The sequence below is a fragment of the Telluria sp. ZB4P34 genome, assembly GCF_059686055.1.
Genome location: NZ_JCASIF010000002.1, coordinates 353,459 through 376,401 on the forward strand (window position 1 = coordinate 353,459; position 22,943 = coordinate 376,401).

General features: G+C 55.4%; 21 protein-coding genes and 1 pseudogene. 16 read left to right on the plus strand and 6 right to left on the minus strand.

Going from position 1 to position 22,943, the window contains the following annotated elements; genetic code table 11:
- Window positions 1-9: 9 nt before the first annotated feature.
- Window positions 10-780, minus strand: a complete 771-nt coding sequence (locus tag AC56KL_RS06080) for a PP2C family serine/threonine-protein phosphatase (RefSeq protein ID WP_497179253.1) — start codon at window positions 778-780, stop codon at window positions 10-12.
- Window positions 765-1,424, minus strand: a complete 660-nt coding sequence (locus AC56KL_RS06085; RefSeq protein WP_497179254.1) for a vWA domain-containing protein — start codon at window positions 1,422-1,424, stop codon at window positions 765-767. Before AC56KL_RS06085 ends, AC56KL_RS06080 begins: the two co-directional genes overlap by 16 nt.
- Before the next feature lie 105 nt (window positions 1,425-1,529).
- On the opposite strand from AC56KL_RS06085, the pseudogene AC56KL_RS06090 reads away from it, so the two are divergent.
- The 3 genes and pseudogenes from AC56KL_RS06090 to AC56KL_RS06100 all read left to right on the plus strand — a co-directional run.
- Window positions 1,530-1,676: pseudogene (locus tag AC56KL_RS06090) on the plus strand (DUF4236 domain-containing protein); the annotation flags it as partial.
- Window positions 1,677-1,757: 81 nt separating this feature from the next.
- Window positions 1,758-2,615, plus strand: a complete 858-nt coding sequence (locus tag AC56KL_RS06095) for a hypothetical protein (protein WP_497179432.1) — start codon at window positions 1,758-1,760, stop codon at window positions 2,613-2,615.
- A 568-nt stretch (window positions 2,616-3,183) separates the two neighbouring features.
- Complete coding sequence (locus AC56KL_RS06100; RefSeq protein ID WP_497179255.1) at window positions 3,184-4,455, plus strand: hypothetical protein; 1,272 nt, start codon at window positions 3,184-3,186, stop codon at window positions 4,453-4,455.
- A 548-nt stretch (window positions 4,456-5,003) separates the two neighbouring features.
- Here the strand turns inward: AC56KL_RS06100 and AC56KL_RS06105 are convergent.
- The 3 genes from AC56KL_RS06105 to AC56KL_RS06115 all read right to left on the minus strand — a co-directional run bounded on the left by AC56KL_RS06105 (window position 5,004) and on the right by AC56KL_RS06115 (window position 8,806).
- On the minus strand, window positions 5,004-6,821 hold the full coding sequence (locus AC56KL_RS06105) for an ATP-binding protein (protein ID WP_497179256.1): 1,818 nt from the start codon (window positions 6,819-6,821) through the stop codon (window positions 5,004-5,006).
- Window positions 6,818-8,125: a dsDNA nuclease domain-containing protein gene (locus AC56KL_RS06110; protein ID WP_497179257.1), complete on the minus strand. Its 1,308-nt coding sequence runs from the start codon at window positions 8,123-8,125 to the stop codon at window positions 6,818-6,820. Before AC56KL_RS06110 ends, AC56KL_RS06105 begins: the two co-directional genes overlap by 4 nt.
- A 387-nt stretch (window positions 8,126-8,512) precedes the next feature.
- Entirely contained in the window at window positions 8,513-8,806 is a 294-nt protein-coding gene (locus AC56KL_RS06115; RefSeq protein ID WP_497179258.1) for a helix-turn-helix domain-containing protein, read from the minus strand.
- Between the two features lie 176 nt (window positions 8,807-8,982).
- Between AC56KL_RS06115 and AC56KL_RS06120 the strand changes: the two genes are divergently transcribed.
- The 4 genes from AC56KL_RS06120 to AC56KL_RS06135 all read left to right on the plus strand — a co-directional run bounded on the left by AC56KL_RS06120 (window position 8,983) and on the right by AC56KL_RS06135 (window position 10,781).
- A complete protein-coding gene (locus AC56KL_RS06120) occupies window positions 8,983-9,396 on the plus strand; it encodes a hypothetical protein (protein ID WP_497179259.1) in 414 nt (137 codons plus the stop codon).
- 63 nt (window positions 9,397-9,459) lie between these two features.
- Window positions 9,460-9,843, plus strand: coding sequence for a hypothetical protein (locus tag AC56KL_RS06125; protein ID WP_497179260.1), 384 nt, complete (start codon window positions 9,460-9,462; stop codon window positions 9,841-9,843).
- Between the two features lie 52 nt (window positions 9,844-9,895).
- Window positions 9,896-10,045, plus strand: a complete 150-nt coding sequence (locus tag AC56KL_RS06130) for a hypothetical protein (RefSeq protein WP_497179261.1) — start codon at window positions 9,896-9,898, stop codon at window positions 10,043-10,045.
- 211 nt (window positions 10,046-10,256) lie between these two features.
- Window positions 10,257-10,781 (plus strand): HAD domain-containing protein, encoded by a 525-nt coding sequence (locus AC56KL_RS06135; RefSeq protein WP_497179262.1) that lies wholly within the window; start codon window positions 10,257-10,259, stop codon window positions 10,779-10,781.
- A gap of 236 nt (window positions 10,782-11,017) precedes the next feature.
- On the opposite strand, the gene cadR is transcribed toward AC56KL_RS06135, so the two are convergent.
- Window positions 11,018-11,464 (minus strand): Cd(II)/Pb(II)-responsive transcriptional regulator, encoded by a 447-nt coding sequence (cadR, locus tag AC56KL_RS06140; protein WP_497179263.1) that lies wholly within the window; start codon window positions 11,462-11,464, stop codon window positions 11,018-11,020.
- Window positions 11,465-11,582: 118 nt separating this feature from the next.
- Here cadR and AC56KL_RS06145 point away from each other — a divergent pair, with 118 nt between their 5' ends.
- The 9 genes from AC56KL_RS06145 to AC56KL_RS06185 all read left to right on the plus strand — a co-directional run bounded on the left by AC56KL_RS06145 (window position 11,583) and on the right by AC56KL_RS06185 (window position 22,936).
- Complete coding sequence (locus AC56KL_RS06145) at window positions 11,583-13,865, plus strand: heavy metal translocating P-type ATPase (protein WP_497179264.1); 2,283 nt, start codon at window positions 11,583-11,585, stop codon at window positions 13,863-13,865.
- 61 nt (window positions 13,866-13,926) lie between these two features.
- Window positions 13,927-14,280: a cation efflux protein, CzcI family gene (gene czcI, locus AC56KL_RS06150; RefSeq protein ID WP_497179265.1), complete on the plus strand. Its 354-nt coding sequence runs from the start codon at window positions 13,927-13,929 to the stop codon at window positions 14,278-14,280.
- A 73-nt stretch (window positions 14,281-14,353) separates the two neighbouring features.
- Window positions 14,354-15,649 (plus strand): TolC family protein, encoded by a 1,296-nt coding sequence (locus tag AC56KL_RS06155; RefSeq protein WP_497179266.1) that lies wholly within the window; start codon window positions 14,354-14,356, stop codon window positions 15,647-15,649.
- 9 nt (window positions 15,650-15,658) lie between these two features.
- Window positions 15,659-16,900 carry an efflux RND transporter periplasmic adaptor subunit gene (locus tag AC56KL_RS06160; protein ID WP_497179267.1) on the plus strand — a complete coding sequence of 414 codons (1,242 nt, stop codon included), beginning with the start codon at window positions 15,659-15,661 and terminating at the stop codon, window positions 16,898-16,900.
- A gap of 14 nt (window positions 16,901-16,914) precedes the next feature.
- A complete protein-coding gene (locus AC56KL_RS06165) occupies window positions 16,915-20,085 on the plus strand; it encodes an efflux RND transporter permease subunit (protein ID WP_497179268.1) in 3,171 nt (1,056 codons plus the stop codon).
- A 154-nt stretch (window positions 20,086-20,239) separates the two neighbouring features.
- Entirely contained in the window at window positions 20,240-20,566 is a 327-nt protein-coding gene (locus AC56KL_RS06170; RefSeq protein ID WP_497179269.1) for an ArsR/SmtB family transcription factor, read from the plus strand.
- 22 nt (window positions 20,567-20,588) lie between these two features.
- Window positions 20,589-21,089 (plus strand): arsenate reductase ArsC, encoded by a 501-nt coding sequence (locus AC56KL_RS06175; RefSeq protein WP_497179270.1) that lies wholly within the window; start codon window positions 20,589-20,591, stop codon window positions 21,087-21,089.
- Window positions 21,090-21,104: 15 nt separating this feature from the next.
- Window positions 21,105-21,599, plus strand: a complete 495-nt coding sequence (locus tag AC56KL_RS06180) for an arsenate reductase ArsC (protein WP_497179271.1) — start codon at window positions 21,105-21,107, stop codon at window positions 21,597-21,599.
- A 56-nt stretch (window positions 21,600-21,655) separates the two neighbouring features.
- A complete protein-coding gene (locus AC56KL_RS06185; protein WP_497179272.1) occupies window positions 21,656-22,936 on the plus strand; it encodes an arsenic transporter in 1,281 nt (426 codons plus the stop codon).
- The last annotated feature ends 7 nt before the right edge of the window (window positions 22,937-22,943 follow it).

Here is a 22,943-nt window from a genome sequence, read left to right on the forward strand (position 1 = left end):
TCAGTTCGCTTATACGAGGACGGCAAGAGCTAGAGTTTTGTCGTCGTCAGTTCGGTCGTTTATGGCGTCACTGTTCAGGAAGCGCATCATTGCATCCTGCAGCTGGTCCTCTTGCTCTTCGGTAGCCGTCGACAGAACCTTGAAGAATGGAGCGAAGAATGGCTCGTGCGCAGAATTGGTGTCCATTTGGAGCGCCAGTCGCTGCACGCCGTCGGAGAACGCTGCAGCCTTGGTGACCGGCTTATTGAACGCTCGCGATTCCAAGCGGTCGACGGCATCCTCATCAGTAATGAAATGAGTCATGTTGGCGTACTCGCCGGACATCGGCACGATAGGAACCTCGAGTCCGCTCCCGACGTCGATAACGATTCCGCCGTCGCCGATTTGCATGATTAGGGTTCCTTGGTTCGTCGAAACAATTCCTAGGAACGTGCAAGCAAACTCGCGCGCTCGAACCCGCTCTTTCTCCGCAGCGGAGAACAGTGCAGCACGTACGGACATAACGCAATCGACAGCAAAGTCGTCACCGAGCCCGAACTCAGGCAAGGCTAATTTCTTTTGCATGAATTCTGCAGCGGCCTTGATAGCAAGCTCAGCTCCTTCGCCACCGTGTTGAGCGCTACCAGCCCCGTCTGCGACGAAGATGGACAAGACAGGTGTCTTTCCGGCTGGCGTATCGACCTGGGCCCAACAGCTGTCCTGACACGCTAGGCCTGTAGCAGTATGCGATGTACCAGCTGCGGACCCGGCAACGACTCTCCAAGTCACACCGAGGCCCATCCCGTGGGTGCGTCAAGCTTAACCTCTGTGCCCGGCGTCGATTGCGAAACTCGCTGCAGAGAGCTCGACAGCCAGGTGAACAGTTCCCTAAACTTAAGCCCCTCAAGCGACATCGGAGCGCGAGTGCTAATTTGCGAGAGCGTCTCCATATTGGCGCCCTTTACCCCTACAGCGAAAAACGCAAACTTTTTCGCTGCCTCACCCTCACGGACAGCCGCCGCGGCAGACTTCCACTCATCGGTTGGCCCGCCGTCGGTGATAAGGAAAATCCAAGGGCGGTAGTACGAAATGCCGTTCGCTCGGTACTCTTGCTTGCGGTTGTCAACTAACTGGATTGCTTGGCGAATTGCTTCGCCCATTGGGGTGTCACCCTGTGCAGAAAGCGTCGGTGGGTAGAACGATTCGGCAGCCTGGAACGGCGCCTCGACGCGGACCGGGCCGAATGTGACCAGAGCCACCTCTACGCGCTTCATCGCAAGCGAGTCAGCCGCGAGCTCGTCTTTAAACACAGACAACCCCGCATTTAGTTCTGAAATCGGTTGACCAGACATCGAGCCGGAGACGTCGAGCAGAAGGATACACGGACAGCGCGGTTCTGGATTGCTTGCGAATTCGGCGGCACCAAACGAAATCTGGTCTGACATGACATCTCCTATAGTTGATTTTCTGCAATGCCATTATTATAGCAACATTGCCGTGCACAGACTGCAACTTGATTGTTGTTTTGAAACTAATTCCGGAGGGGTATTATGGGCTTTTACATACGAAAAAGCGTGAGCGTCGGACCGTTCCGATTTAACCTTTCGAAATCGGGAATTGGCGTATCTGCTGGCATCAAGGGACTTCGAGTTGGTACGGGGCCACGCGGGAATTACATCACTGTCGGTCGCGGAGGCTTGTACTATCGCGCCACAATACCGACCGCACAACCCGCTGCCAGACCGCAAATGCCGCCGGCGCCAACACCGTTACCGAACATGGCTCCTCAACCGGGGCTTGGACCTATGGTGGCTATTGAAAGCGCTCCGGTCTCTGCTATGCAAGACAGCTCATCCGTTGAGTTGCTAAACGAGTTGAATAGCAAGGCAAATCGTCCAAATTACTGGAAGTGGACAGCTGGTGGTAGCGCACTTGCGCTGTGGTACGTCTCCTCTAGGGGCCCCGAGTGGATTACCCTTGTCTCCGCTGCAGTACTGGTTGCACTCACGATTTACATAGCGGTAAGGGACACAGTCGCCAAGACTTCGGTGCTGTTCTATGAACTGGACTCTGCAAACGAAAGTGCATTTGAGGAATTACACGAAGCGTTCAATACGCTGGCCGGTTGTCGGAAGGCGTGGCGCATTGACGCGCAGGCTGCAGTCCACGACCGCAAATACCACGCTGGGGCTGGTGCGGTAGTAAGGCGAAAAGACGCCTATTTCGGGAAGGGCTTGCCACCAATGGTGAAGTCGAATTTAGAAGTACCGTACGTGAAGTCAGGGTCGACGTCGCTCTACTACATGCCAGAGCGCGTGCTGGTGTACTCGCCGGCCGGCGCGGGCGCAATTTCTTACAAGGACCTGGAGGTCAGCGGTCAACCCAGGCAGTTTATTGAAGACGGCGCTGTCCCTGTCGATGCTCAGGTAGTCGGCCATACTTGGCGATATGTAAATAAAAGCGGTGGTCCTGACAGGCGGTTTAAAGACAATCGTCAGCTTCCGATTGCCCTCTATGAGGAACTCTCGTTCACTAGCGCATCAGGACTCAATGAACTCTACCAGTTATCCAAGCACTCAGTGACCGCTCGCGTTCGTGCTGAAGTCCGACGCATGTCATCGCTTCTGCCCGCTTGAAGCTGCCCCTACTTTGTTTGATTGACGAGCATGGAAGGTGTAATCGCTGTTCTCCGACAGTGCCTCAACTCAGTTCGCTTGGCAATACTTTATTTTTCGCATTCATCCTTACATGAGGGCAGCCGCACTCCGTGGCGTATGCGGAGACGCCAACGCTAGCCGCATACATCGAACATTGCCCGAAGAGGACTGAAAAGAACGCTGCTACGACCCATCAGGTCGTTGTCGTCGGCGGCAAGGAAGTGTCTGAGCATAAGAGTCAGAAAGAAGCCAAAGACTCCGCGTGCCGTGCCGGCTATTGTCCCGTGCACGTTGCTCACGAGCGGCATCTGCAAAACCGAGACATCCCTGACACTTTCGTGTTGACCCTTGCTGACAAACTGCCCGCATCAGCGTTCGCTTAGCCACAGCAACAATCACGAACTAGACAGACACAACGACACTGCAATTAAAAAAGATACTGCAAAAGCATTGTGGCACCCAAGTACTTAGACACCTAGCTGGTCGAATCGCCAAGTGTTTCAGGCTTAAACAATCGACGAAAAGACATGAATAATGAGGTCGAACAATGTGGTCAGACAAACTTTTCTTCAGCAGATTCGGCATTTGGAGCCGAAAGCAAGGCCATGAAGTTCGCCAGGAGGAAGGCGCTAATTTCGCGCTACCGCTTCTTCTCGAATGTGTCGAAACGGGCGAGGTATCGTGCTTGGACGGCCAAGCATCGCCAGTTGCAAAGCAAATGCTTGAGAAGCATGGGTCTCGTCCCTTTGAGATGAACACAAACTGGGTCGGTTCACCGCAGGAGTGGATTTGCCCATGCTGCCGGAGGCCCAAGTTCGAGATTTCACGGGTTGGCAACCGCGGTCAGATTTTGGCCAAGAACGTTATCCACCACGACCATATGGGTGACGTGCTGCACGAGGCGTTCCATGCTGCGTTCGCCGAAGCGAACACTGAACTTGAACAAGTGGACGGGCTTCGCCTTATCGGGCGAATGAGCGAAGCGTTTGCCGCATATGAACCCGTGTTGGTATGCGAGGACTGCAACAATGCCGATACTGCGGCAAAGGCCGCTTTGGAGATTCCACGGGAATTTTCGTTCTCGGTCGGTCAAATCAGTCGGTTCATTGATGTGGCCCCGCACCGTTCTCACAGAGTATTGGAAGAGAGGGCTCGCGTCGAGTGGGAAGCGGCCAAGGCAGCTTTCGTTCTCCGAATGCGAATAATCAAAGCGGTCGCCAAGGCGGCAGCCACCGATTGTCATTGGTACGAGCCACATGACAGGCAGTTCGAGCCGGTGCCGGTGTACAGTCATGGCGGGCGCCGTTCTGAGCTTATAAGCAGATGGCTTAGCTGGGAAACGCTTAGCGATGCGCTGGGAATGCAGACACGTATAGCCCCTCGCGATATGTCGAGATGGCGAACAGTTAGACCCAAACCAGGAAGGCCCTTACCGCCTAACTTCGTCGCAATGCTGCGAAGCGTCGACTACATGGCGGAGAAGTGGGATGCAACGCCCAGCGACTGGTGCTGTCCTATCTGTTCACGTGGCAAGGCTGAAATCGTCTACGTTTCAGATAAAGGAAAGGTGCATTTCAGCATTGTCGATGCCCCTCGCGCGTGGCAGCTGGAAGTTCGCATTTGCCACCACTGCGACAAACTGCAGCAAAGGCTCGGGTGGGAGGTAAAAGAACTTGTTGGCGACTTCGATGATTCAGAGCGGATTGCGTCACCTACAGCACTTTCGGCCATATTGCTACCGCGAGCTCACTCAGACCACGCAGTTCGGCCCGCTGAAGCGAAGGCCTTAGTTGATAGATTGGTGGAAGCGTATGGGTAGTAGCGTGCAGCGAAAAACCGAAGCACGTTCATAGGACTGTCCATGAACCGTTGCCACTCATCACAAAACACCGCGTGCGGCTACAAAGGCGTGCCGTACAACGTATGACCTCTAGCCGTATCGTCGAGTATCACGTAAGACGAACCTTAGTGGGCCATTATGTCGTTTAAGCCGGGAGCTTGTGTAGGTCGCGGGCAAGGAACCGATATCGGTGGCGCTTCGCCAAGCGGAATGTAATGCTGAGGCCACGAATGCCAAGCCGCTACGGACGAGAGCCTCACTGACATCCTCGCGCGACAGGTAGGTTGCTCATGTCGAGCTAATGTGGTCTGAGCGTTTCGACCTGAGAGCAGTGACCACCTGATGTGACTTGTGGTCGGAGTTTAAGGCAAGTACGTCATCAAAATCGAGAAATACTAGAGTCTGCATGCTGGTCGCGTCGTAGCGGTTACACACCCAGCAGCCAGGTACAGCTGGTCAGGAACGCCCGCCATAGGAGATGCGTGCAAAAGGACAGCAAATTGGAGCATCCTACGTCAAAGGATGTCTCAATCTTCGTCCTCATCCTCGTCAGCATCGATGGCGTCGTGCTGGTCTGCCCGTTCCACCGATTCGCTCTCTGCAGCTATCTCAGCAGCCCGTTCGCGGTTGGCCGCGATAGACTCACGCATTGCTTCCACAAAAGGTGCTAACTGTTGAACACCGGCTCGGTACTCATCCTCGCGCAAGAAATTCCGCTTCTCTGTGAAGGTTTGAACGGAACAATCCGGCGGTGGGGTCCAATCAACGGGCACCGATTCATTCGCGATGAAAATTTGCTCTGCTACAGCATGGTTGTAGACTGCGCTGAGGAGCCGGCCCGTATTGGGGTCGTCTAAGCCTTGTTGACGAGGCGTGTCGACAATGAAGGGAAATCGCGGCCCGCTGCCATATTTTGCGTTGGTCTCCAGCATTGCCATGTGCATAGCCAGGTAGACGCGTGGGCCCGAGCTACCGGCGCCCATCGCTGGCCGCGCTCCAATTTTGACAGAAGCAATTTCCGCTTTGTCGATGCCGAGACGGTCAGCACACGATTTTACTGCGGCCTTGTAAAAGGCTCGCACTTCTTTCACCCGCTCAGCATCCGTCAACGCATCTAGTTCGGCTTGGAGCTCGCTTCGGCTTTCATCAAGTTCATCGATAGACTCAGACAGTTGCTGGCGTGTCTGCCCATATGCATCTTCAATAGTGGCCAGGCTTTTTGCGGCAACGATTTCGGCAATACCACCCTGCCCCGGCCGCCTTTCAGTCGAAACACGCAGCGCTTCCATTTGTTTGGTGACACTGGCGAGCATGCCCCGCAAGCCTTCTTCGCGCTTACTCAACTTGTCCAGCTGGGTACGTACGCTCAGAAACAGTTGATGGGCATCGTTTGCATCTGAGGCAAGTTCCACTTTAGCGCGGAAGGACAGGCCGTGCGTCTGACCGCATGTTGGGCAGTTTAACTGCTCGTCATCGCGATACTTGGACAGGTACGCCAAGTCTTCAACCAAGTCGTTCTCTGCCCGGGCCGCTAGCTGCAGTTGGCCAGTCAGTTCCTGCCGTTCCTGGGCGATTGCGAATAAATCGTTGCGGACTTGGTTTTCGTCATCAACCAAGGCTTCAACCTGACTAGCGACCTGCTGCAATTCTTTGGCGAACGCGCTTTCATCAATCGCGGCATCGGACGCAGGTAGCATCGCTTTGACATGCTGGTACGCGCTCGCCTGCACCTTCGCTTGCAGTCGCAGTTCGCGCAGCTTGAAGACAAGTTCGTCCCGCGTGAGTTGAGCATCAAAGTACCGCTGCGGTCGCAGGCCTAGGAAGGATTCAAAGACGACCGGCTCCCATCGAGCAAACTGGGACAATCGGAGAAAGTTCCCCCATTTTCGCCCCCAGCCGCCTTCTTGGTCGATGTAGAACGGCAGCAGGGCATACTCAGGCCCTGCCAACGCGAACGCGCCTTCCTGATGGCGCTGCAACTTCAGCGGGAACTCGAACGTGTCAGCGAAAAACTTCGCCCATGTTTGTGCGCTTTCGGTCGCCAGCAGAAGCTTTCCTTCAGCGTCAAAGGCCGAACGCTGGTCGCGCCCCATTCGCAAAAATGTGAACCGCTTCTGCCCGAAACTAAGGACTACGCTGGCTGCGATGTTGACGTCCCAATTCCCGGCAATGCGTGTCGACGGCTCGCCGCCGAGCGCCCAAACAAGGTGCTTTAGGATGCGTGACTTACCTGTTTCATTCGTTCCCGCCAGCAGGTTCTTGCGCGGATTGAACTTCAGGAATCGGGCGCGCTCGTCCCTTTCGGATACTAGCCAAAGTTCGTGATAGGTGACGGTTTGCCTCATTGCGAGTCCTCAGGTTGCGGACCAGCCGGAACAGATGGTAGTTGTTTTGTGGGGTTTGCATTTTGGGTAATCATGGACATTAGACAGTAAATGTACTCGCGGCTGTAAGGGCGAGCTTCGCTTAGCTGCAGCTGTTGAAAGTCCTCGAACCAAGCAGAGAAAATATCGGTCACTCGAGGTAGCGAGTCGTACCCAGACCTCGCTTCGTATAGCGCTTTGAGGTGCGCGGTTACGACCGGCACCGGGCCCGCACGGTTCGTGATTTCCATACATGCCCGTACGACCTGCCTCTTCATGTTTTTCACCAGCGTGAACGGCGCCGTTTCGATGTTCAACCGCTCGATTATTTCTTCTACGAGTTCTCGCGCCGACACTGTTTCTTCGTCGGCCGCGGCTAGATAGCGGTCAATGTCGCTTCGCGTGACCGCGCGGCCCAACAGCTCGGAGTAATTCTTAGCGTGTCGAGTGCTGGCGGCTCTGAGGTTCACGTAAGAAGCAATTATTAGGACCGCAAGAATTGTAGCCGAACCGCTAAGGTTCAGTTCCGACTCCAGCTGCATCTCTGCGAGCTCACCAGCCAGGTACTTGTGTGGTTCATTGACCGGGCAATCGCTTACCACGAGCGCAAAATCAGAGAAGTCGATTGCCTCGGCTGGGTCGAGGCCCAGCTGCTCACGCAGTTTGGCCTCAATGGCCTGTCGGACTGAAACGTCGGCAGTCGCTAGCTCAACACTACTCTGCAGCGAGCTGGCTCCCGTATCATCCGGCATCTCAAATTGGGCGTCGGACGAGAACTCGAGGCGCGACTTCCCAAGCGTTTGGAAACGACGCCGATGAGCATAGAGCTTGGCAAGAATTGACTGTTTTGGCTTCTTGGGCGCCTTTGACTTCGCAACCTTCCCAGTGGCGACTAGTTCTGAGGGCGGCTTCGTCACCGTCCCGACAGGTTCGGCGGGGTCGAGTGCATCCGTCGTTGGCAGCGCATCCTCATCCTTGCCTTTAGGCGAAGCTATGAGATGATTGAGTTTCCAATGGGTCGACGCTTCATGCTTCTTGAGCTGCACGAAGCGGACGCCGGTCGGGGCCACGGATGAATCCAACACAGCGACATCCTGTTGCCACTCAAGCACAACGGCGTAGTCGTTGCCGGTGCGGTGCGCCCGGAGCGCCTCCATAACTGCATGCCAGACCTGAAAACTAAAGCCCCGAATGGCGTGCCGGCCGCCGATTTCATCCCCTTTGAAGTCTCGGAATAGGTCCGAAGCGACTTGTTGGAGAGGAGGTTCAGTTGGCGCCGTAGTCATGTATTCGATAGTGTCGTTTTTAAGGTTCGGCGACCGTCGGGAAATCCGCAATCGCATTACAGCCAGTTTTGACAGGCCGGCAGATTACCCTAAGCAGATTGTTGTCATATATAAATTATTGTGCCACAAACGGGTAATTCTTAGTAGTCTGGAGAGTACGACACCTGAGAACATGACTTCGCTGGCCGAATCGTCTACCTCTCGTCGGATGGCAGTCTCCGGCCCCAATCAGGGTCAGCCGCGTAGCAATTCCGGCAGCCGACCACATCCATGATTGCCATCAATTCTGCAGCGAGCGGTCATCTGCGAGCTTGTACACAGAGGTAAATCCACCGCAAGCTGTCCTGAAGTTCGTGCTTTGACCCAGTATCCACATGCACTAACAAGCTAACCAGCGCTTCGGTTGCGACGAGGGCCTTTAGGTAAGACCTCAGGCAAATCAGCATCGTCCGCGACAGGTTTAAAAAGCGCTGAGACGTCAAGCTTAAGCGCATTCGCCAGCCGCTCAATGTTGTCAATTGAGCAGTTCCTGATTTCTCGCTCTACATCGCTAACAAAGGTCCGGCTGAACCCCGCAATGGCCGCCAAGTGCTCTTGTGAGATGCCCTGGCGGACTCGACACGCCCGAAGATTACGGGCAAAACGGGTCCGCAAAGGCATTTTGCTATTAGTTTTTGACATCTACTTAGCATCCGGTACTGCGCGGCATACGTCTACAATCTGAGGCATGACACTCTTTGCAATTCCACTGTTTGGTATTACACTGTTTACGTGACGTATCCGCCGTGTTTGCGGGGCAGCTCATCCACCAACCCACTCTCTTTTTAACTGCTATTTGTATAGCACTGGTATCCATCATGCCACTCCAAAACTCGGCTTCGCAAACGTTAGCCACCACGCAGCACTGGATGCGCCTGATTCAGCGAGTGGACGACCGTGAGTTGCTTCCTCACCGGCTACCCGTTGACACGTTGATTTTTCTTGCAAAAGTGCTAGCAATGTACAGAAGCGACGCGCTCTACGCCGGTGAAATGAAAGGCGTGCGTGAACTAATGTATTGCTGGATTGAACGCTTGCTTGTTGCGCAGAGGCTGGTGCGCTTGGAGACTTTTCGGACACATTGGAAAATTTTGCTCCCCCAGATGACCGACGAACTCGAGCACTGGATACGCCAGGAACTGCTGTCTCGACAGATTGGCTACCCTCTGACCCACGCTAATATAAAAGTACTGTTCGTCGAAGCATTCACCGCCATCGAGCATGCCCCGTAAGCAGCGTTCATGCGCTCTGCCCACACGACGCGTTGGTATTGGGTTCTATTTCATCTCACTGTCATGACCTTGCCTAACACGCCTAACTTTGCCGAGGTACCGACCGACTATCCTTACCGTTTGCCGCATGGCGCGGTCTCCGGGTACCAGCCGAAATTGCTTTTGACGTCCTCGTCGGATGGGAAGTTTTACAGCCCAGGTAACCCTCCAGAGGAGCGCTGGCACGACTGGCGTTATAGCGTCACGCTCGTCTCTGCAATGACCGAGAAGTGCTTGGAATCGAAAGCTGGCAAACGCGCCCACTTATCCCAAGAAGAAATCATCTTGCAGTACTACGAACGTGCCGTAGCGGCCGGCGGCCGCTACGGAACCAAGGAGCAGCTCAAATGGACCTTTGCGAAGGTAGCAGAGTGCTTGGCTTGGCCACTGCCTGCGAATCTTAGCTAGGCTTTGTAGGTTTGCTGACAGAGGCGTCTTTGTGTCGCGTGGAGCAAAACTAGTGGAAGGCATCATCGACAAATTAATTCGATACATTGAGACGGCCGCTGGTCGCCGACGAATTGTTGACGTACTCCAGAAGTTCACCCTGATTATCGGCACGGTAGTCAGCGCTATTTTGCTGATGGCCGTTCTTCTTCGTCACATCTAAGTTGTGGCACCGAAGGTTGGCGTCCCGCACGGTCGCCGATGGCGCTCGAGTTCGCTAACTGGGCTTGGGCTTGGTCCTGGTAGCCGTGGCGGTGTCACACAAAGCGAATTTGCGCCTAAGGTCGCAAGTTGTCGAAGGACCTTTCGCCTGCCAGATGGAATCGTAGGCAGTGCCGGCAGAACTGCTACTAGCGCCCGGCAATCGAGCAAGCATGAAACCAATCGTATTTTTCAACTTTGACGACGTACTAGCCGTGCACAAGTTGCATAACGGCTTTCGAGTCCTAGACGCTGCTGCCATGGCCATCATCGATGCTTTTCCCGACCTTTTGCTCCACGTAGTTGATGCTGAAGCACGTCGAAATTTGCAGATGTTGCACAGGGAATTTTTGCCGAGCTATGTAATTAGCTCATCGTGGATATCTCATCTAAACCGAGAGCAGACGAGCAAGATGCTGAAGCGTTGTGGCCTTAAGTTTGTGGCACTCAACCTTTGCCAGCACTGGTGTACTCCACGTACTGATACGTCAAGCAGGCTAATCGAAATCGAAGCCTGGCTTGAACTACACGCATCGGAAAACAAACCCGCCTACGTCATCATTGACGACAGCGTATCTGGCGGTGTGTTGTCCGGGTCGTGGCTAGCAGAGAGAACCGTCTCCTGCGATGCGCGGTTTGGCTTTACTGCCGCAAAGCTGACAACGGCTCGCAAGATGCTTCAGGACCAAGGCATATGAGTTAGGCACCCGTGTGCACTGCGCAAGCACTACGCCTCTCTTAGGGCCAGCCCCCTTACTTATAGGAGGTTCGATGGTCTCGAAAGACTTGATATTTGGCGGAAGCCCTACGCCCGGTATCCGAAGCGGAGGTGACAGCTCTCGTGCGTGCAAGGACCGGGGTAGCAAGGAGAACAGCTACCGCTGGCAGACGCTGGCCTGGAAGATTAGGCCTGACCCACATTCGAGTCGAGTCTCTACCTTCTACAACTGTCCTGTTGTTCAATATGACACTTGTCGTCGATGCTCGAAGCAACGTCAGTCAGGCTCTGCAAAATGCCGCACTCCTTCACTAGATGAGGTTCCTCGCATTGATGACGCAACGTCATCAGTTGCTGCTCAAGACTTTGGAGCCTCTGCATCTGAATGCGGATAAGTTCGATGTGGTGGTCGAGCAAGTCGTTCACCCCTTGGCATTCGCTTGTCGGCTGAGCCTGAAACTCCAGGAGCACTCGAATGTCAGGGATGCCCATTTGCAGAGAGCGGCAGTGACGTATGAACTGTAGCCGTTCCAAGTGGGTCGGCAGGTATTGCCTATATCCTGAATCGCTACGTGACGGGTCTGGCAGTAGTCCTACCTTCTCGTAGTATCGAACGGTCTCGACATCGCATCCAGTTTGCTTGGCTAACTCTCCAATGCGCATATATTCTCCAAGGGGCTTGACCCTGTAGGGACTACAGGGTTTTTAATGCAAGCATATCCTAAACGCGATGGTACTGCAGATGAATCCTCGAGACCCCGTAACGAGTTCGTGCTGTTCAATGCCTGCCTCTGCCGAGCCACAGGCTGTGGACTGTTGTGCACCTACGCAAGATGAGAAGACGGCCGCGGCGGTAAACACGGCTGAGAACTCTTGCTGCTTATCAAAGGTATGCGCGCCTTCGGTTGCTCCGCAAGACCCAACGCCGCCATCGAGCTCCACTAGGGCGAGATATCGCATTGCAAATATGGACTGCCCTACTGAAGAGCGCCTCATTCGCAATAAGATTGAGTCGATGCCAGGCATCGTTCGACTCGACTTTAACCTCATGAGTAGAACGCTTACGGTCCACCATGAACTCAACAGCACAGATACCATTGCCGCTGCTCTTCGGTCTATCGGAATGAATGCGGAGCTAGTGGACGAAACTGCAGCGACTCAGGGTAACGATGGAGCGTCGGCGGGCCTCACAACTAGTCAAAAGTCCCTGTTAGCTGTGTCTGGAGTCACCGCAGCCGCTGCGGAAGCGTTTGCTTGGACAACGCACACGGACTCCTCTCCCCTCGTGATAGCCCTGGCCCTTATTTCCATCGTCACAGGTGGCATTCCAACCCTGAGGAAAGGGCTAATAGCACTCCGAACCCTGACTCTTGACATCAATTTCCTGATGAGTCTCGCGGTCATCGGTGCGGTTGTAATCGGTCAGTGGCCAGAGGCCGCAATGGTCGTCTTCCTCTTTGCTGTCGCCGAGCTAATCGAAGGCCTATCGCTCACCAGGGCGAGGAACGCCGTCCATGGTCTGCTCAAGCTAGCACCTGACGTGGCCAACCTTCGGTCACCTAACGGTGAACTGCGCGAAGTATCGGTCGAATCGGTACAAGTCGGCGATGTCCTTCTAGTGAAGCCTGGTGACCGCATCCCGCTCGATGGCATCGTCCAGGGCGGCGAGTCCTCGGTAAACCAGGCACCTATTACTGGCGAAAGCGTACCTGTCGACAAAGCAGCCGGAGACCAGGTTTTTGCCGGCACCATCAATGAGCGAGGGGTCCTGGAAGTCAAGGCAACATCGGACAGCCGAAACAGCACCCTCGCTAAAATCGTTCGCGTAATCGAGGAAACGCAGAGTAATCAGGCACCGACCCAGCGTTTTGTTGATGTCTTCGCGCGTTACTACACTCCTGCCGTGGTCCTCCTAGCGTTGTCGGTCGCACTAGTTCCGCCTCTGTTATTTGGAGGAGAATTCGTCCCATGGCTCTACAAGGCACTAGTCCTATTGGTTATCGCCTGCCCTTGTGCCCTGGTCATCTCCACGCCGGTGACCATCGTTAGCGGCCTCACTGCTGCAACAAGAATGGGCATCTTGGTGAAAGGTGGCCAGTTCCTTGAAACTGGCTACAGACTTCGGGCTATGGCTGTAGATAAAACCGGTACGCTAACGACCGGCCGGCCGAAAGTCACCGAAGTAGCTACGACGTCGTCTCTTTCAAGCGAAGAGGTTCTGCGTATTGCCGGCAGTCTGGACATCAACTCGTCGCATCCTCTGGCGAGTGCGATTGTCGCTGCCGCCGTATCAAGTGGCGCACCTATGCCCGTAACTTCCTTTGAGTCGTTGCCTGGACGTGGAGTGCAGGGCGCCATCGGCGGCGTTGCATACCACTTAGGTAACCAGCGCTTGATAAGGGAGATGGGCCTCCTTACCCCCGCGGTAGAGCAAGTTCTCGCCACACTCGAAGAACAAGGGAAGACGACAGTCATTCTGGCCGATGCCACGTCAGTATTAGGTGTGATTGCAGTTGCGGATACGGTTCGCCCGGAAGCCGCGCTGGCCATCGGCCGGTTGAAGGAAATGGGCATTACCACTGTGATGCTCACTGGCGATAACGACCGAACGGCACAGCATGTTGCAAAGCTGACGGGAATTAGCACGGTTCTCGCGCAGCTTCTTCCAGAGCGGAAGCTACAAGAAGTGGAAGGACTTCAGAGACAATTCGGCATGGTCGGCATGCTCGGCGACGGCATCAACGATGCTCCAGCGTTGGCCAAAGCCGACATCGGGTTTGCTATGGGAGCCGCCGGCAGCGATACCGCCATCGAGACCGCGGACGTGGCGCTCATGAACGACGACCTCACAAAACTCGCTTCGTTTGTCTCCCTCAGCCGCTCGACCCATGCGATTCTGATTCAGAACATAGTGCTTGCCCTCGGCATCAAAGCCGTCTTCTTTGCTCTTGCGCTAGCTGGTTCTGCAACATTGTGGATGGCCGTGTTCGCTGACGTCGGAGCAAGCTTACTGGTCGTCTTCAACGGACTGCGCCTGCTGAAATCTAGCAAAGAACAGTCATAGACCATGTCCATGTTGTCGGCCCACACTTCGTCTTAACCATACTTATGCTATCGTCCGCACCGTGAAAAGACTTCTCCTCATCCTGTTAATGTTCGTGCTGCCTGCCCAGTATTCTTGGTCAGCTGCTGCCTCATATTGCCAGCACGAGACCAGAGCTTCCCTGCATTTCGGGCACCATGCGCATGAGCATGAGGCGCAGTCCGGCGCGGCCGACAACGACAACGACGACGGAGAGGTGGAAAAAGTGCACGCAGACTGCGAGTATTGCCACCTCTTCTCTCATGCCTTTTTCACCAGCACCTCTGACGAATCTCCGAATCCTGAAGCGCGTCGTCACGCAGCACTCAGAACGCTGAACTACTCGTCACATATCCCAGAGGGCCCCTCAAAGCCCGACTGGCATCTCGTCGCCTAGCAGCGACGAGACTCCCTCCGTTATTCCCTAACAAGGGGTCCCGTCGAATTTCGTCCAAATTTCGGAGAATTCGATGTATCGACCAATCATTCCGCTTCTTGCGGTGGCATTGAGCTGTCCAGCTTTTGCCCAAATATCGGCACACCCGCCTGCGCAGCTCGGGCATACGATGCCGTCAAATGCTGCAAACCAAACGCGTGAAGCCTCAGGCCCGTTATCTCTACAAGCCGCGCTTCGCTTGGCACTGCAGGCGAACCCTGAACTGCGCGCAGCCGAACATGAGGTCCTGGCCGTAGAGGCGGCCACCATGCAGGCCCGGGCATTACCGAACCCGACTCTTGAGATTGGAGTCGAGGACACCAGGCGCGAGACCAGAGAGACTACTGTTCAGCTCAGCCAACCGCTCGAACTAGGCGGGAGGCGTGCCAGCCGTGTGAGTGCTGCTGAACGGGCCCAGGACGCAGCATGGGCTGACCTTCGCGTCAGGCGAGCCGCCGTGCAGGCTGATGTCATTACGGCATTCATGAATACTGTGGCGGCACAGGAGCGTTTGCGACTTTCCCAAGAATCGCAAGATGTCGCCGACAGGGTGACGACTGCGGTTTCCAAACGCGTCCAAGCAGGGAAAGCGTCGCCCGTTGAGGAAACCCGGGCGCGTGTCGCGCAATCGTATGTTCGTCTCGAAGTGTCAAAAGCGCAGAGTGAACTCAACAACGCTCGGCTTGCTTTGGCCTCGACGTGGAAGAACGTCGCTCCACAATTTCAGCATGCCGTTGGCACGGTATCCACTCTCCCCGAGCTTCCAGGCTGGGAAGTGTTAGCTGCTAAGTTCTCGTCCTTGCCTAGAGTAGCCCGCGCTCGTGTCGAAGTGGCAAGGCGCGAGGCCCTCGTCGCAGTTGAACAGAGCCGGCGTACTCCAGACGTCGCCATTACGGCTGGCGTAAAGCGGTCGGCTGAGCTGGGTCGAAATCAGGCGGTCTTTGGCCTCTCGGTACCTCTACCTCTATTCGATAGGAACCGCGGAAACGTCCTTGAAGCACTGCGTCGAACAGATGTTGCAAAGGATGAGTTCGAAGCTGCCGAGACCAAGACCTACAACGACCTTGCCCAGGCGTACGAACGACTGCGCGTGTCTCGTCACGAGGCTCAGGTACTCGCTTCCGAAATTCTTCCAGGTGCCCAAAGCGCGTACGACGCTGCCGTTAAGGGATTTGAGTTCGGCAAGTTTGCCTATTTCGATGTGCTAGATGCCCAGCGCACCCTTATCCAATCGAAAGCGGATTACCTGCGCGCGTTCACCGAATCGCACCGTGCCGCCGCGGATATCACACGAATTACCGGCGTAGACATGCCGAACATCGAACACTAAGAGAAGAAAATGGAAAGCAAAATTTCAAAGAAACAGCTGGTGTACATCGTCGGCATCGTAGCCGTGGGCGTCGTCCTGGCGCTCCTCATCATGTTGACCAAGCCTCGGGCTCCAGCCGCCGACGCAGGTGAGTCAGAGCATGCGGAGGAACAGGTTGCGAGTAAGGCGGAAGGCAAAGCCGGTGAAGACGCTCATGACGCCGAAGAGGCGCATTCCGACAGCGTCAAGCTCACGGACGCTCAAATCTCAGCTTCAGGAATCAAGGTGTTAAAGGCCGGGCCAGCTGCAATTCGTTCTACGCTTACTCTTCCGGGAGAGATTAAGTTCAACCAGGACAGAACGGCACAGGTTGTCCCACTCCTTGAGGGAACCGTACAAGCTGTACACGCGGACATCGGTCAATCCGTGAAGAAGGGGCAAGTGCTGGCCGTTATCGCGAGCGTGGAACTCTCCGACCTGCGTAGCCAACTGTTCACCGCCGAAAAGCGACTATCGCTTGCCAAAACGACCCTCGCGCGTGAGAAGAAACTGTGGGAAGAGAAAATCTCGGCAGAGCAGGACTATCTGCAGGCCCGCCAGGCGATGCAGGAAGCAGAAATCGACTATCGCAACGCAGAGCAAAAGCTACGCGCTCTTGGCTCCAGCGCCTATTCCAAGGGCGGGTTGAACAGCTACGAGCTCCGGGCTCCCTTCAACGGTGTAGTCGTAGAAAAGGCCGTTTCCTTAGGACAGTCGGTCAAAGAGGACTCATCTCTCTTTACCATTGCGGACCTTTCCACCGTCTGGGCAGATGTCGCGGTGCCAGCTGGTGACCTTGGTAACGTGCGTGTTGGCGAGCAAGTAACGGTGAAAGCCAGCGCGCTTGAAACTGAGGCCGTCGGGAAAATCGCATACGTCGGCTCGCTGCTTGGTGCTGAAACTCGTACTGCCACTGCCCGCGTCGTCCTTCCTAATCCAGCCCTTTCCTGGCGTCCAGGACTGTTCGTCAACGTCGAGGTACAGCTCCAGTCGAATCAGCGGGAAGCCCCGGTCACTGTTGCCGCGGCCGCGATTCAAACAGTTGAAGAGAAGCCGACGGTATTTGTCCGTATGCCTGGGGGCTTCAGAGCAGAGCATGTGACTCTCGGCCGTAGAGATATCTCGACGGTCGAAGTGACGAAGGGCCTTGCCCCAGGAACGGAGTACGCTGCCGGCAACAGCTTTGTAATCAAAGCGGAGCTGGGTAAATCCAGTGACGAACATTCCCACTAAGGCGGAGCGCATTCATGTTCGAACGTCTAATCCGCTTTGCCATCGCGCATCGATGGCTGGTCCTTCTAATCGTCGTCGGTATGGCGGCGATTGGAGTCTACAACTATAACCGTCTTCCCATCGACGCCGTCCCGGACATAACGAATGTTCAGGTGCAAATCAACACTGCGGCGCCTGGGTTCTCGCCGCTCGAGTCGGAGCAACGGGTTACGTACCCTATTGAGAACGTAATGGCCGGCTTGCCGAATCTCGAGCAGACAAGGTCCATTTCTCGTTACGGACTTTCGCAAGTCACGGTGACGTTTAAGGACGGCACCGATATCTACTTTGCCCGGCAGCTCGTAAACGAAAAGCTGCAGGAGGCAAAGGAGCGCCTACCAGCGGGCGTCACCCCGGAAATGGGCCCCATCTCGACGGGTCTCGGAGAAATCTACCTTTGGACAGTAGAGGCCGACGAGAACGCACGCAAGCCCGATGGGACACCGTACACGCCAACGGACCTTCGGGAAGTGCAAGACTGGATTATCAAGCCGCAGCTTCGCGTTGTGCCTGGCGTCACCGAGGTCAATTCTATTGGTGGCTACGTGAAGGAGTACCACGTCGCCCCCAACCCGCAGCGCCTGGCCGCATACGGCTTCACGATGAAGGATATTGTTGAAGCGATTGACCGTAACAACAGTACGGCCGGAGCCGGGTATATCGAACGGCGGGGCGAACAGCTTCTAGTCCGGGCGCCGGGACAGGTACGGTCGCTTGATGAGATTGCGAGCATCACATTGGGAACCGCTCAGGGAATCTCAATTCGCGTTCGGGATGTTGCTGAAGTACGCGTAGGTCAGGAACTTCGTACCGGCGCCGCTACTGACAACGGACGCGAGGTGGTGCTTGGAACGGTCTTCATGCTTATCGGTCAGAACAGCCGCGCGGTTTCCCAAGCGGTTGACCTAAAGATGAAGGAGATTAACCGAACCCTTCCGAAAGGCGTGCATGCAATAACGGTCTATGACCGGACGGTGTTGGTCGACAAGGCCATCAATACCGTCAAGAAGAACTTGGTAGAGGGCGCGTTGCTCGTCGTCGCAGTGTTGTTTCTCTTCCTGGGAAACATCCGCGCTGCAATCATTGCTGCGATGGTCATACCGCTGTCGATGCTCTTCACCTTTACAGGCATGGTCACGTACAAGGTCAGCGCTAACCTGCTTAGCTTGGGCGCCCTGGACTTCGGCATCATCATCGACGGCGCCGTGGTTATCGTCGAAAACTGTGTGCGAAAGCTTGCAGAAGCGCAGGGACGTCTCGGGCGCCCGTTGACTCGAACGGAACGCTTTGAAGAAGTGTTCGCAGCGTCGCGTGAGGCGCGCCGGCCGCTACTCTTCGGCCAGCTCATCATCATGGTGGTCTACCTGCCTATCTTTGCGCTCTCCGGTGTCGAGGGCAGAATGTTCCATCCGATGGCGATAACCGTCGTTATCGCACTACTTGGGGCCATGATTCTTTCGATTACTTTCGTACCTGCCGCCGTTGCGCTGTTCATCGGTAAGTCGGTGGCGGAGAAGGAAAGCAGATTGATGCACCAAGCCAAGCGGCTCTACGAGCCGCTCCTTCGCAAAGCTATGGCTAACGGTCCTGTCGTCATCACGTTCGCCGTGGTCAGCATCTTACTGTCGGGCCTTCTGGCGACGCGTCTTGGCAGCGAATTTGCGCCAAGCCTGAACGAGGGAGACTTTGCCATCAACGCAAACCGCATCCCGGGTACAAGCTTGTCTCAAACAGTCGCTATGCAAGCGCAGCTCGAACGTGAGCTGAAAGCCAAGCACCCTGAAATTGAACGCGTGTTTGCCCGCACCGGAACGTCTGAGGTAGCCTCTGACCCGATGCCGCCAACTATGTCTGATGGTTACGTGATGCTAAAGCCAGAAGCACAGTGGCCGAAGCCGAAGAAGTCCCGCGACGAGTTGCTCGAGGCGATTCAAGCAACTGCGGCAACTTTGCCTGGTAACGCCTACGAGTTCTCTCAGCCAATCCAGCTCCGGTTTAACGAACTCATCTCTGGGGTCCGCAGCGACGTTGCTGTCAAAGTGTTCGGGGACGACATGGAGGTGCTTACCGCAACTGCTGAGCGACTGTCCAAGGCCTTGGCAAAGGTCCCTGGCGCGACTGATGTGAAGGTTGAGCAGGCAAGCGGCTTGCCGACCTTAACGGTAAATATCGATAGAGACAAAGCATCGCGATATGGACTAGACATAAGCGATGTCCAGAACGCTGTCGCTACTGCCGTTGGGGGAACGGAAGCGGGAACGGTGTTTGAAGGAGACCGTCAATTCGGCATCGTAGTCCGGCTCCCGGAGGGTGCTAGGAACGACTTAGACTCGATGGGCCGTCTGCCGATTGCGCTCCCTCGCTCTGAGCAATCGACCTCTGGGCCGCGCTTCATTCCGTTGCGTGAGGTTGCTACTCTGGAGGTTGGCCCTGGGCCGAACCAGATTAGTCGAGAAAGCGGAAAGCGGCGCGTGGTCGTGTCGGCGAACGTTCGCGGGCGAGACATAGGTTCTTTTGTGAACGAAGCCCAAGCGTCGATTGAAAAGTCCGTGTCGGTACCTGCTGGGTACTGGACAGTGTGGGGTGGACAGTTTGAGCAGTTAGAGTCAGCGACCGGCCGGCTAAAAGTGGTAGTCCCGCTGGCTCTGCTTCTAGTGTTCACTCTGCTCTTCGCGATGTTCGGTAACCTTCGAGATGGATTGATTGTGTTTTCGGGCATTCCGTTCGCGCTTACCGGTGGAGTGCTGGCACTGTGGCTCCGTGGGATTCCGCTCTCAATCTCAGCCGCTGTCGGCTTCATTGCGCTATCAGGTGTCGCGGTGCTGAACGGATTGGTGATGGTCTCGTTTATCAAACGTTTGCACGAAGACGGAAGGCCGCTTCTTGATGCCATCCACGATGGGGCGTTGACCCGTCTGCGACCAGTGCTTATGACCGCTCTCGTGGCTTCAGTCGGGTTCATTCCAATGGCGATTGCGACCGGAACTGGCGCCGAAGTTCAGCGTCCGCTCGCGACGGTCGTCATCGGAGGAATCCTTTCATCTACGGCACTGACACTGCTCGTTCTTCCAATCCTGTACCGGTTCGCCTATCGCCGCAGAGATGGCGCCGTCGCAGCCAGACCGAAGCAGGAAATGGTCTCCTAGTTCCACGCATGCGGCGACTAAGTCACGACTTGGTCGCCGTTTCAAGTCCAGAACCTGTCACAGCTTTGTAACAATACTTCGATATTATTTGAAGTATCGTATCGACGTCGGTACAATGATTCAACAACTATTGAAGTGTTTTAAGAGGATGACGATGGATACGCCACAGGCATTGCTAGCCTTATCCGCTCTAGCACAAGAAAGCCGCTTAGCGGTCTTTCGCTTGCTAATTCAGTGCGGCCCTGACGGTCTGGCAGCAACAAAAATAGCGGAACACCTCGACATCGCGCCGTCGTCGCTTTCATTCCATCTGAAAGAACTAAGCCATAGCGGGCTAGTTACGTCGCGACAACATGGGCGCTTCGTCATCTACTCCGCTGACACCAAGTCCATGAGCGACTTGGTGGGCTTCCTGACGGAGAACTGCTGTGCCGGCATCCCCTGTGATACGTCGAGCCTGGCAGTCAGCACTCAGTGTTAAGAACCAATTAACGGGGTCCAAGATGAATGACAGAACGTACAACGTCCTTTTCGTTTGCACTGGCAATTCTGCTCGCAGCATTATGGCAGAGGTACTCGTCACGACTATGAGCAAGGGGCGCTTCCGTGGCTTCTCGGCAGGTAGTCATCCGACAGGGGCCGTCCACCCCCTTGCGCTTGAGTACGTAACGAACACCGGCCACCCTCTTTCGGACCTTCGCAGTAAGAGCTGGGACGAATTTGCGGCGCCAGGTGCGCCACACATGGACTTCATTTTTACCGTTTGTGACAACGCGGCAGGTGAGACCTGTCCACACTGGCCGGGCCACCCGGTGTCCGCACACTGGGGTTTTGAGGACCCTGCAGCTATTCGCGGGGACGAAGTCCTGCAGCGAGAGGCCTTTCACAAAGTTTTTCGCCAAGTAATGGCTCGTGTAAGCATCTTTCTAAGCCTTCCTATCCACATGCTGGAGAAGAATGCTATCCAGCGTGAAGTCGATGCCATCGGCAAACATCCCGTCTAACTCTAGGATTTTCAAATGACCGTTAACGTACTTTTTTTGTGCACGGGCAACTCCTGCCGCTCTGTCCTGAGCGAGGCCACGTTCAACCATCTGGCTCCCGAGGGCCTGAGGGCCATAAGCGCGGGCAGTCAACCTGCCGGACAGTTACATCCGCGTGCAGTCGCGCTATTGCACCGTAAAGGAATCTCGACTGAAGGCTACTTCAGCAAGTCGTGGGATGGACTTCCGGTAACGCCAGACATCGTCGTCACTGTCTGCAGTAGCGCAGCCGGAGAGACCTGTCCAGCCTACCTCGGGCCAGTCGTACGCACTCACTGGGGTGTCGAGGACCCGAGCCATGTGGTCGGAACCGAAGAGGAAATCGAGACTGCCTTTGAGGAAGCCTACGCCATTATTCGCGCACGCATCGAAGCATTTTTGGCCTTGCCTCTGGACGAGCTTATGAACGACAAAGCAAAACTGAAAGCAGCTCTCGACCCAATCGGCGAGATTACTGCTCAATCTAATTAAGCAGCTGTCCATCAGGCCTCGTCTAGCGTAGTTCTCGCATAACAACAAGGAAGATTGTGCTCATCGCATTTTTGATTTTTTTGGCAACTCTAGTCCTCGTCATCTGGCAGCCACGTGGGCTCGGAATCGGATGGAGTGCCTCTGCTGGCGCGATAGCGGCACTTCTTGCCGGCGTCATCGGCGTCAACGACATTCCTGTCGTGTGGAATATCGTGTGGAACGCGACCGGCACCTTCGTCGCTGTCATCATAATCAGTCTGCTGCTAGATAAGGCTGGCTTCTTCGAATGGGCAGCGCTTCATGTCGCGAGATGGGGCGGAGGCAGTGGTAAGCGTCTGTTCATTCTCCTTGTCCTCCTGGGGGCGGCGGTGGCTGCACTGTTTGCTAATGATGGCGCAGCACTCATCCTCACGCCTATCGTCATTGCGATGCTTCGCGAGCTTCGGTTCTCAGCGAAAGCGATGTTAGCGTACGTCATGGCCGCCGGCTTTATCGCCGATACAGCAAGCTTGCCATTGGTAGTATCCAACCTGGTCAACATCGTCTCTGCCGACTACTTCGACATTAGCTTCGCTCGGTACGCCGCTGTGATGGCCCCTGTGAACGTCGTCGCTGTCCTGGCTACGCTACTTGCTCTCCTGCTCTGTTTTGGCCGCGACATACCGGCATCGTATGACTTCCATCAGCTGAAGCGTCCGGAGGAAGCAATTCATGACCGAGCGACCTTCGTCACTGGGTGGTGGGTTCTAGCGCTCCTCCTTGTAGGCTTTTTCTGGCTCGGGAGCCTCGGTGTACCCATCAGCGCAGTAGCAGCAGTTGGCGCGCTCGTTCTCTTTATTGTGGCTGCAAAGGGTCACAAGGTTGCGACCCGCCAGGTCCTTGCTGACGCCCCTTGGCAGGTCGTCATTTTCTCGCTTGGGATGTATCTCGTGGTCTACGGCTTGCGCAACGCCGGCCTGACCGACTACCTTACTTCTGTTCTAAACCAATTCGCAGGGTACGGTATCTGGGGCGCCGCCCTGGGTACAGGATTCCTAACGGCCCTTCTCTCTTCCATCATGAACAACATGCCGACAGTTCTGATAGGAGCGCTGTCTATCGACGCATCTTCCGCACAGGGTGTAGTACGTGAGGCGATGGTCTATGCCAACGTTATCGGCAGCGACCTAGGACCCAAAATCACGCCAATTGGCAGCCTGGCAACGCTGCTTTGGTTGCATGTCCTGTCGAGTAAAGACATCAAAATTTCGTGGGGATACTACTTCCGCATTGGGGCTGTCCTTACGCTTCCGATTCTTCTCGTCACCTTGTCAGCCCTTGCAATTCGCTTGAGCTAGGAGAACT

Bases quoted from the DNA above. Each gene is read 5' to 3' on its own strand.
- AC56KL_RS06175 (WP_497179270.1), top strand. From the start codon at position 20,589: ATGAATGACAGAACGTACAACGTCCTTTTCGTTTGCACTGGCAATTCT.
- AC56KL_RS06180 (WP_497179271.1), top strand. From the start codon at position 21,105: ATGACCGTTAACGTACTTTTTTTGTGCACGGGCAACTCCTGCCGCTCT.
- AC56KL_RS06110 (WP_497179257.1), bottom strand. From the start codon at position 8,125: ATGACTACGGCGCCAACTGAACCTCCTCTCCAACAAGTCGCTTCGGAC.
- AC56KL_RS06120 (WP_497179259.1), top strand. From the start codon at position 8,983: ATGCCACTCCAAAACTCGGCTTCGCAAACGTTAGCCACCACGCAGCAC.
- AC56KL_RS06170 (WP_497179269.1), top strand. From the start codon at position 20,240: ATGGATACGCCACAGGCATTGCTAGCCTTATCCGCTCTAGCACAAGAA.
- AC56KL_RS06160 (WP_497179267.1), top strand. From the start codon at position 15,659: ATGGAAAGCAAAATTTCAAAGAAACAGCTGGTGTACATCGTCGGCATC.
- AC56KL_RS06125 (WP_497179260.1), top strand. From the start codon at position 9,460: ATGACCTTGCCTAACACGCCTAACTTTGCCGAGGTACCGACCGACTAT.
- AC56KL_RS06100 (WP_497179255.1), top strand. From the start codon at position 3,184: ATGTGGTCAGACAAACTTTTCTTCAGCAGATTCGGCATTTGGAGCCGA.
- AC56KL_RS06165 (WP_497179268.1), top strand. From the start codon at position 16,915: ATGTTCGAACGTCTAATCCGCTTTGCCATCGCGCATCGATGGCTGGTC.
- AC56KL_RS06085 (WP_497179254.1), bottom strand. From the start codon at position 1,424: ATGTCAGACCAGATTTCGTTTGGTGCCGCCGAATTCGCAAGCAATCCA.
- AC56KL_RS06105 (WP_497179256.1), bottom strand. From the start codon at position 6,821: ATGAGGCAAACCGTCACCTATCACGAACTTTGGCTAGTATCCGAAAGG.
- AC56KL_RS06135 (WP_497179262.1), top strand. From the start codon at position 10,257: ATGAAACCAATCGTATTTTTCAACTTTGACGACGTACTAGCCGTGCAC.
- AC56KL_RS06145 (WP_497179264.1), top strand. From the start codon at position 11,583: ATGCCTGCCTCTGCCGAGCCACAGGCTGTGGACTGTTGTGCACCTACG.
- AC56KL_RS06095 (WP_497179432.1), top strand. From the start codon at position 1,758: ATGGCTCCTCAACCGGGGCTTGGACCTATGGTGGCTATTGAAAGCGCT.
- AC56KL_RS06115 (WP_497179258.1), bottom strand. From the start codon at position 8,806: ATGTCAAAAACTAATAGCAAAATGCCTTTGCGGACCCGTTTTGCCCGT.
- AC56KL_RS06080 (WP_497179253.1), bottom strand. From the start codon at position 780: ATGGGCCTCGGTGTGACTTGGAGAGTCGTTGCCGGGTCCGCAGCTGGT.
- AC56KL_RS06155 (WP_497179266.1), top strand. From the start codon at position 14,354: ATGTATCGACCAATCATTCCGCTTCTTGCGGTGGCATTGAGCTGTCCA.
- cadR (WP_497179263.1), bottom strand. From the start codon at position 11,464: ATGCGCATTGGAGAGTTAGCCAAGCAAACTGGATGCGATGTCGAGACC.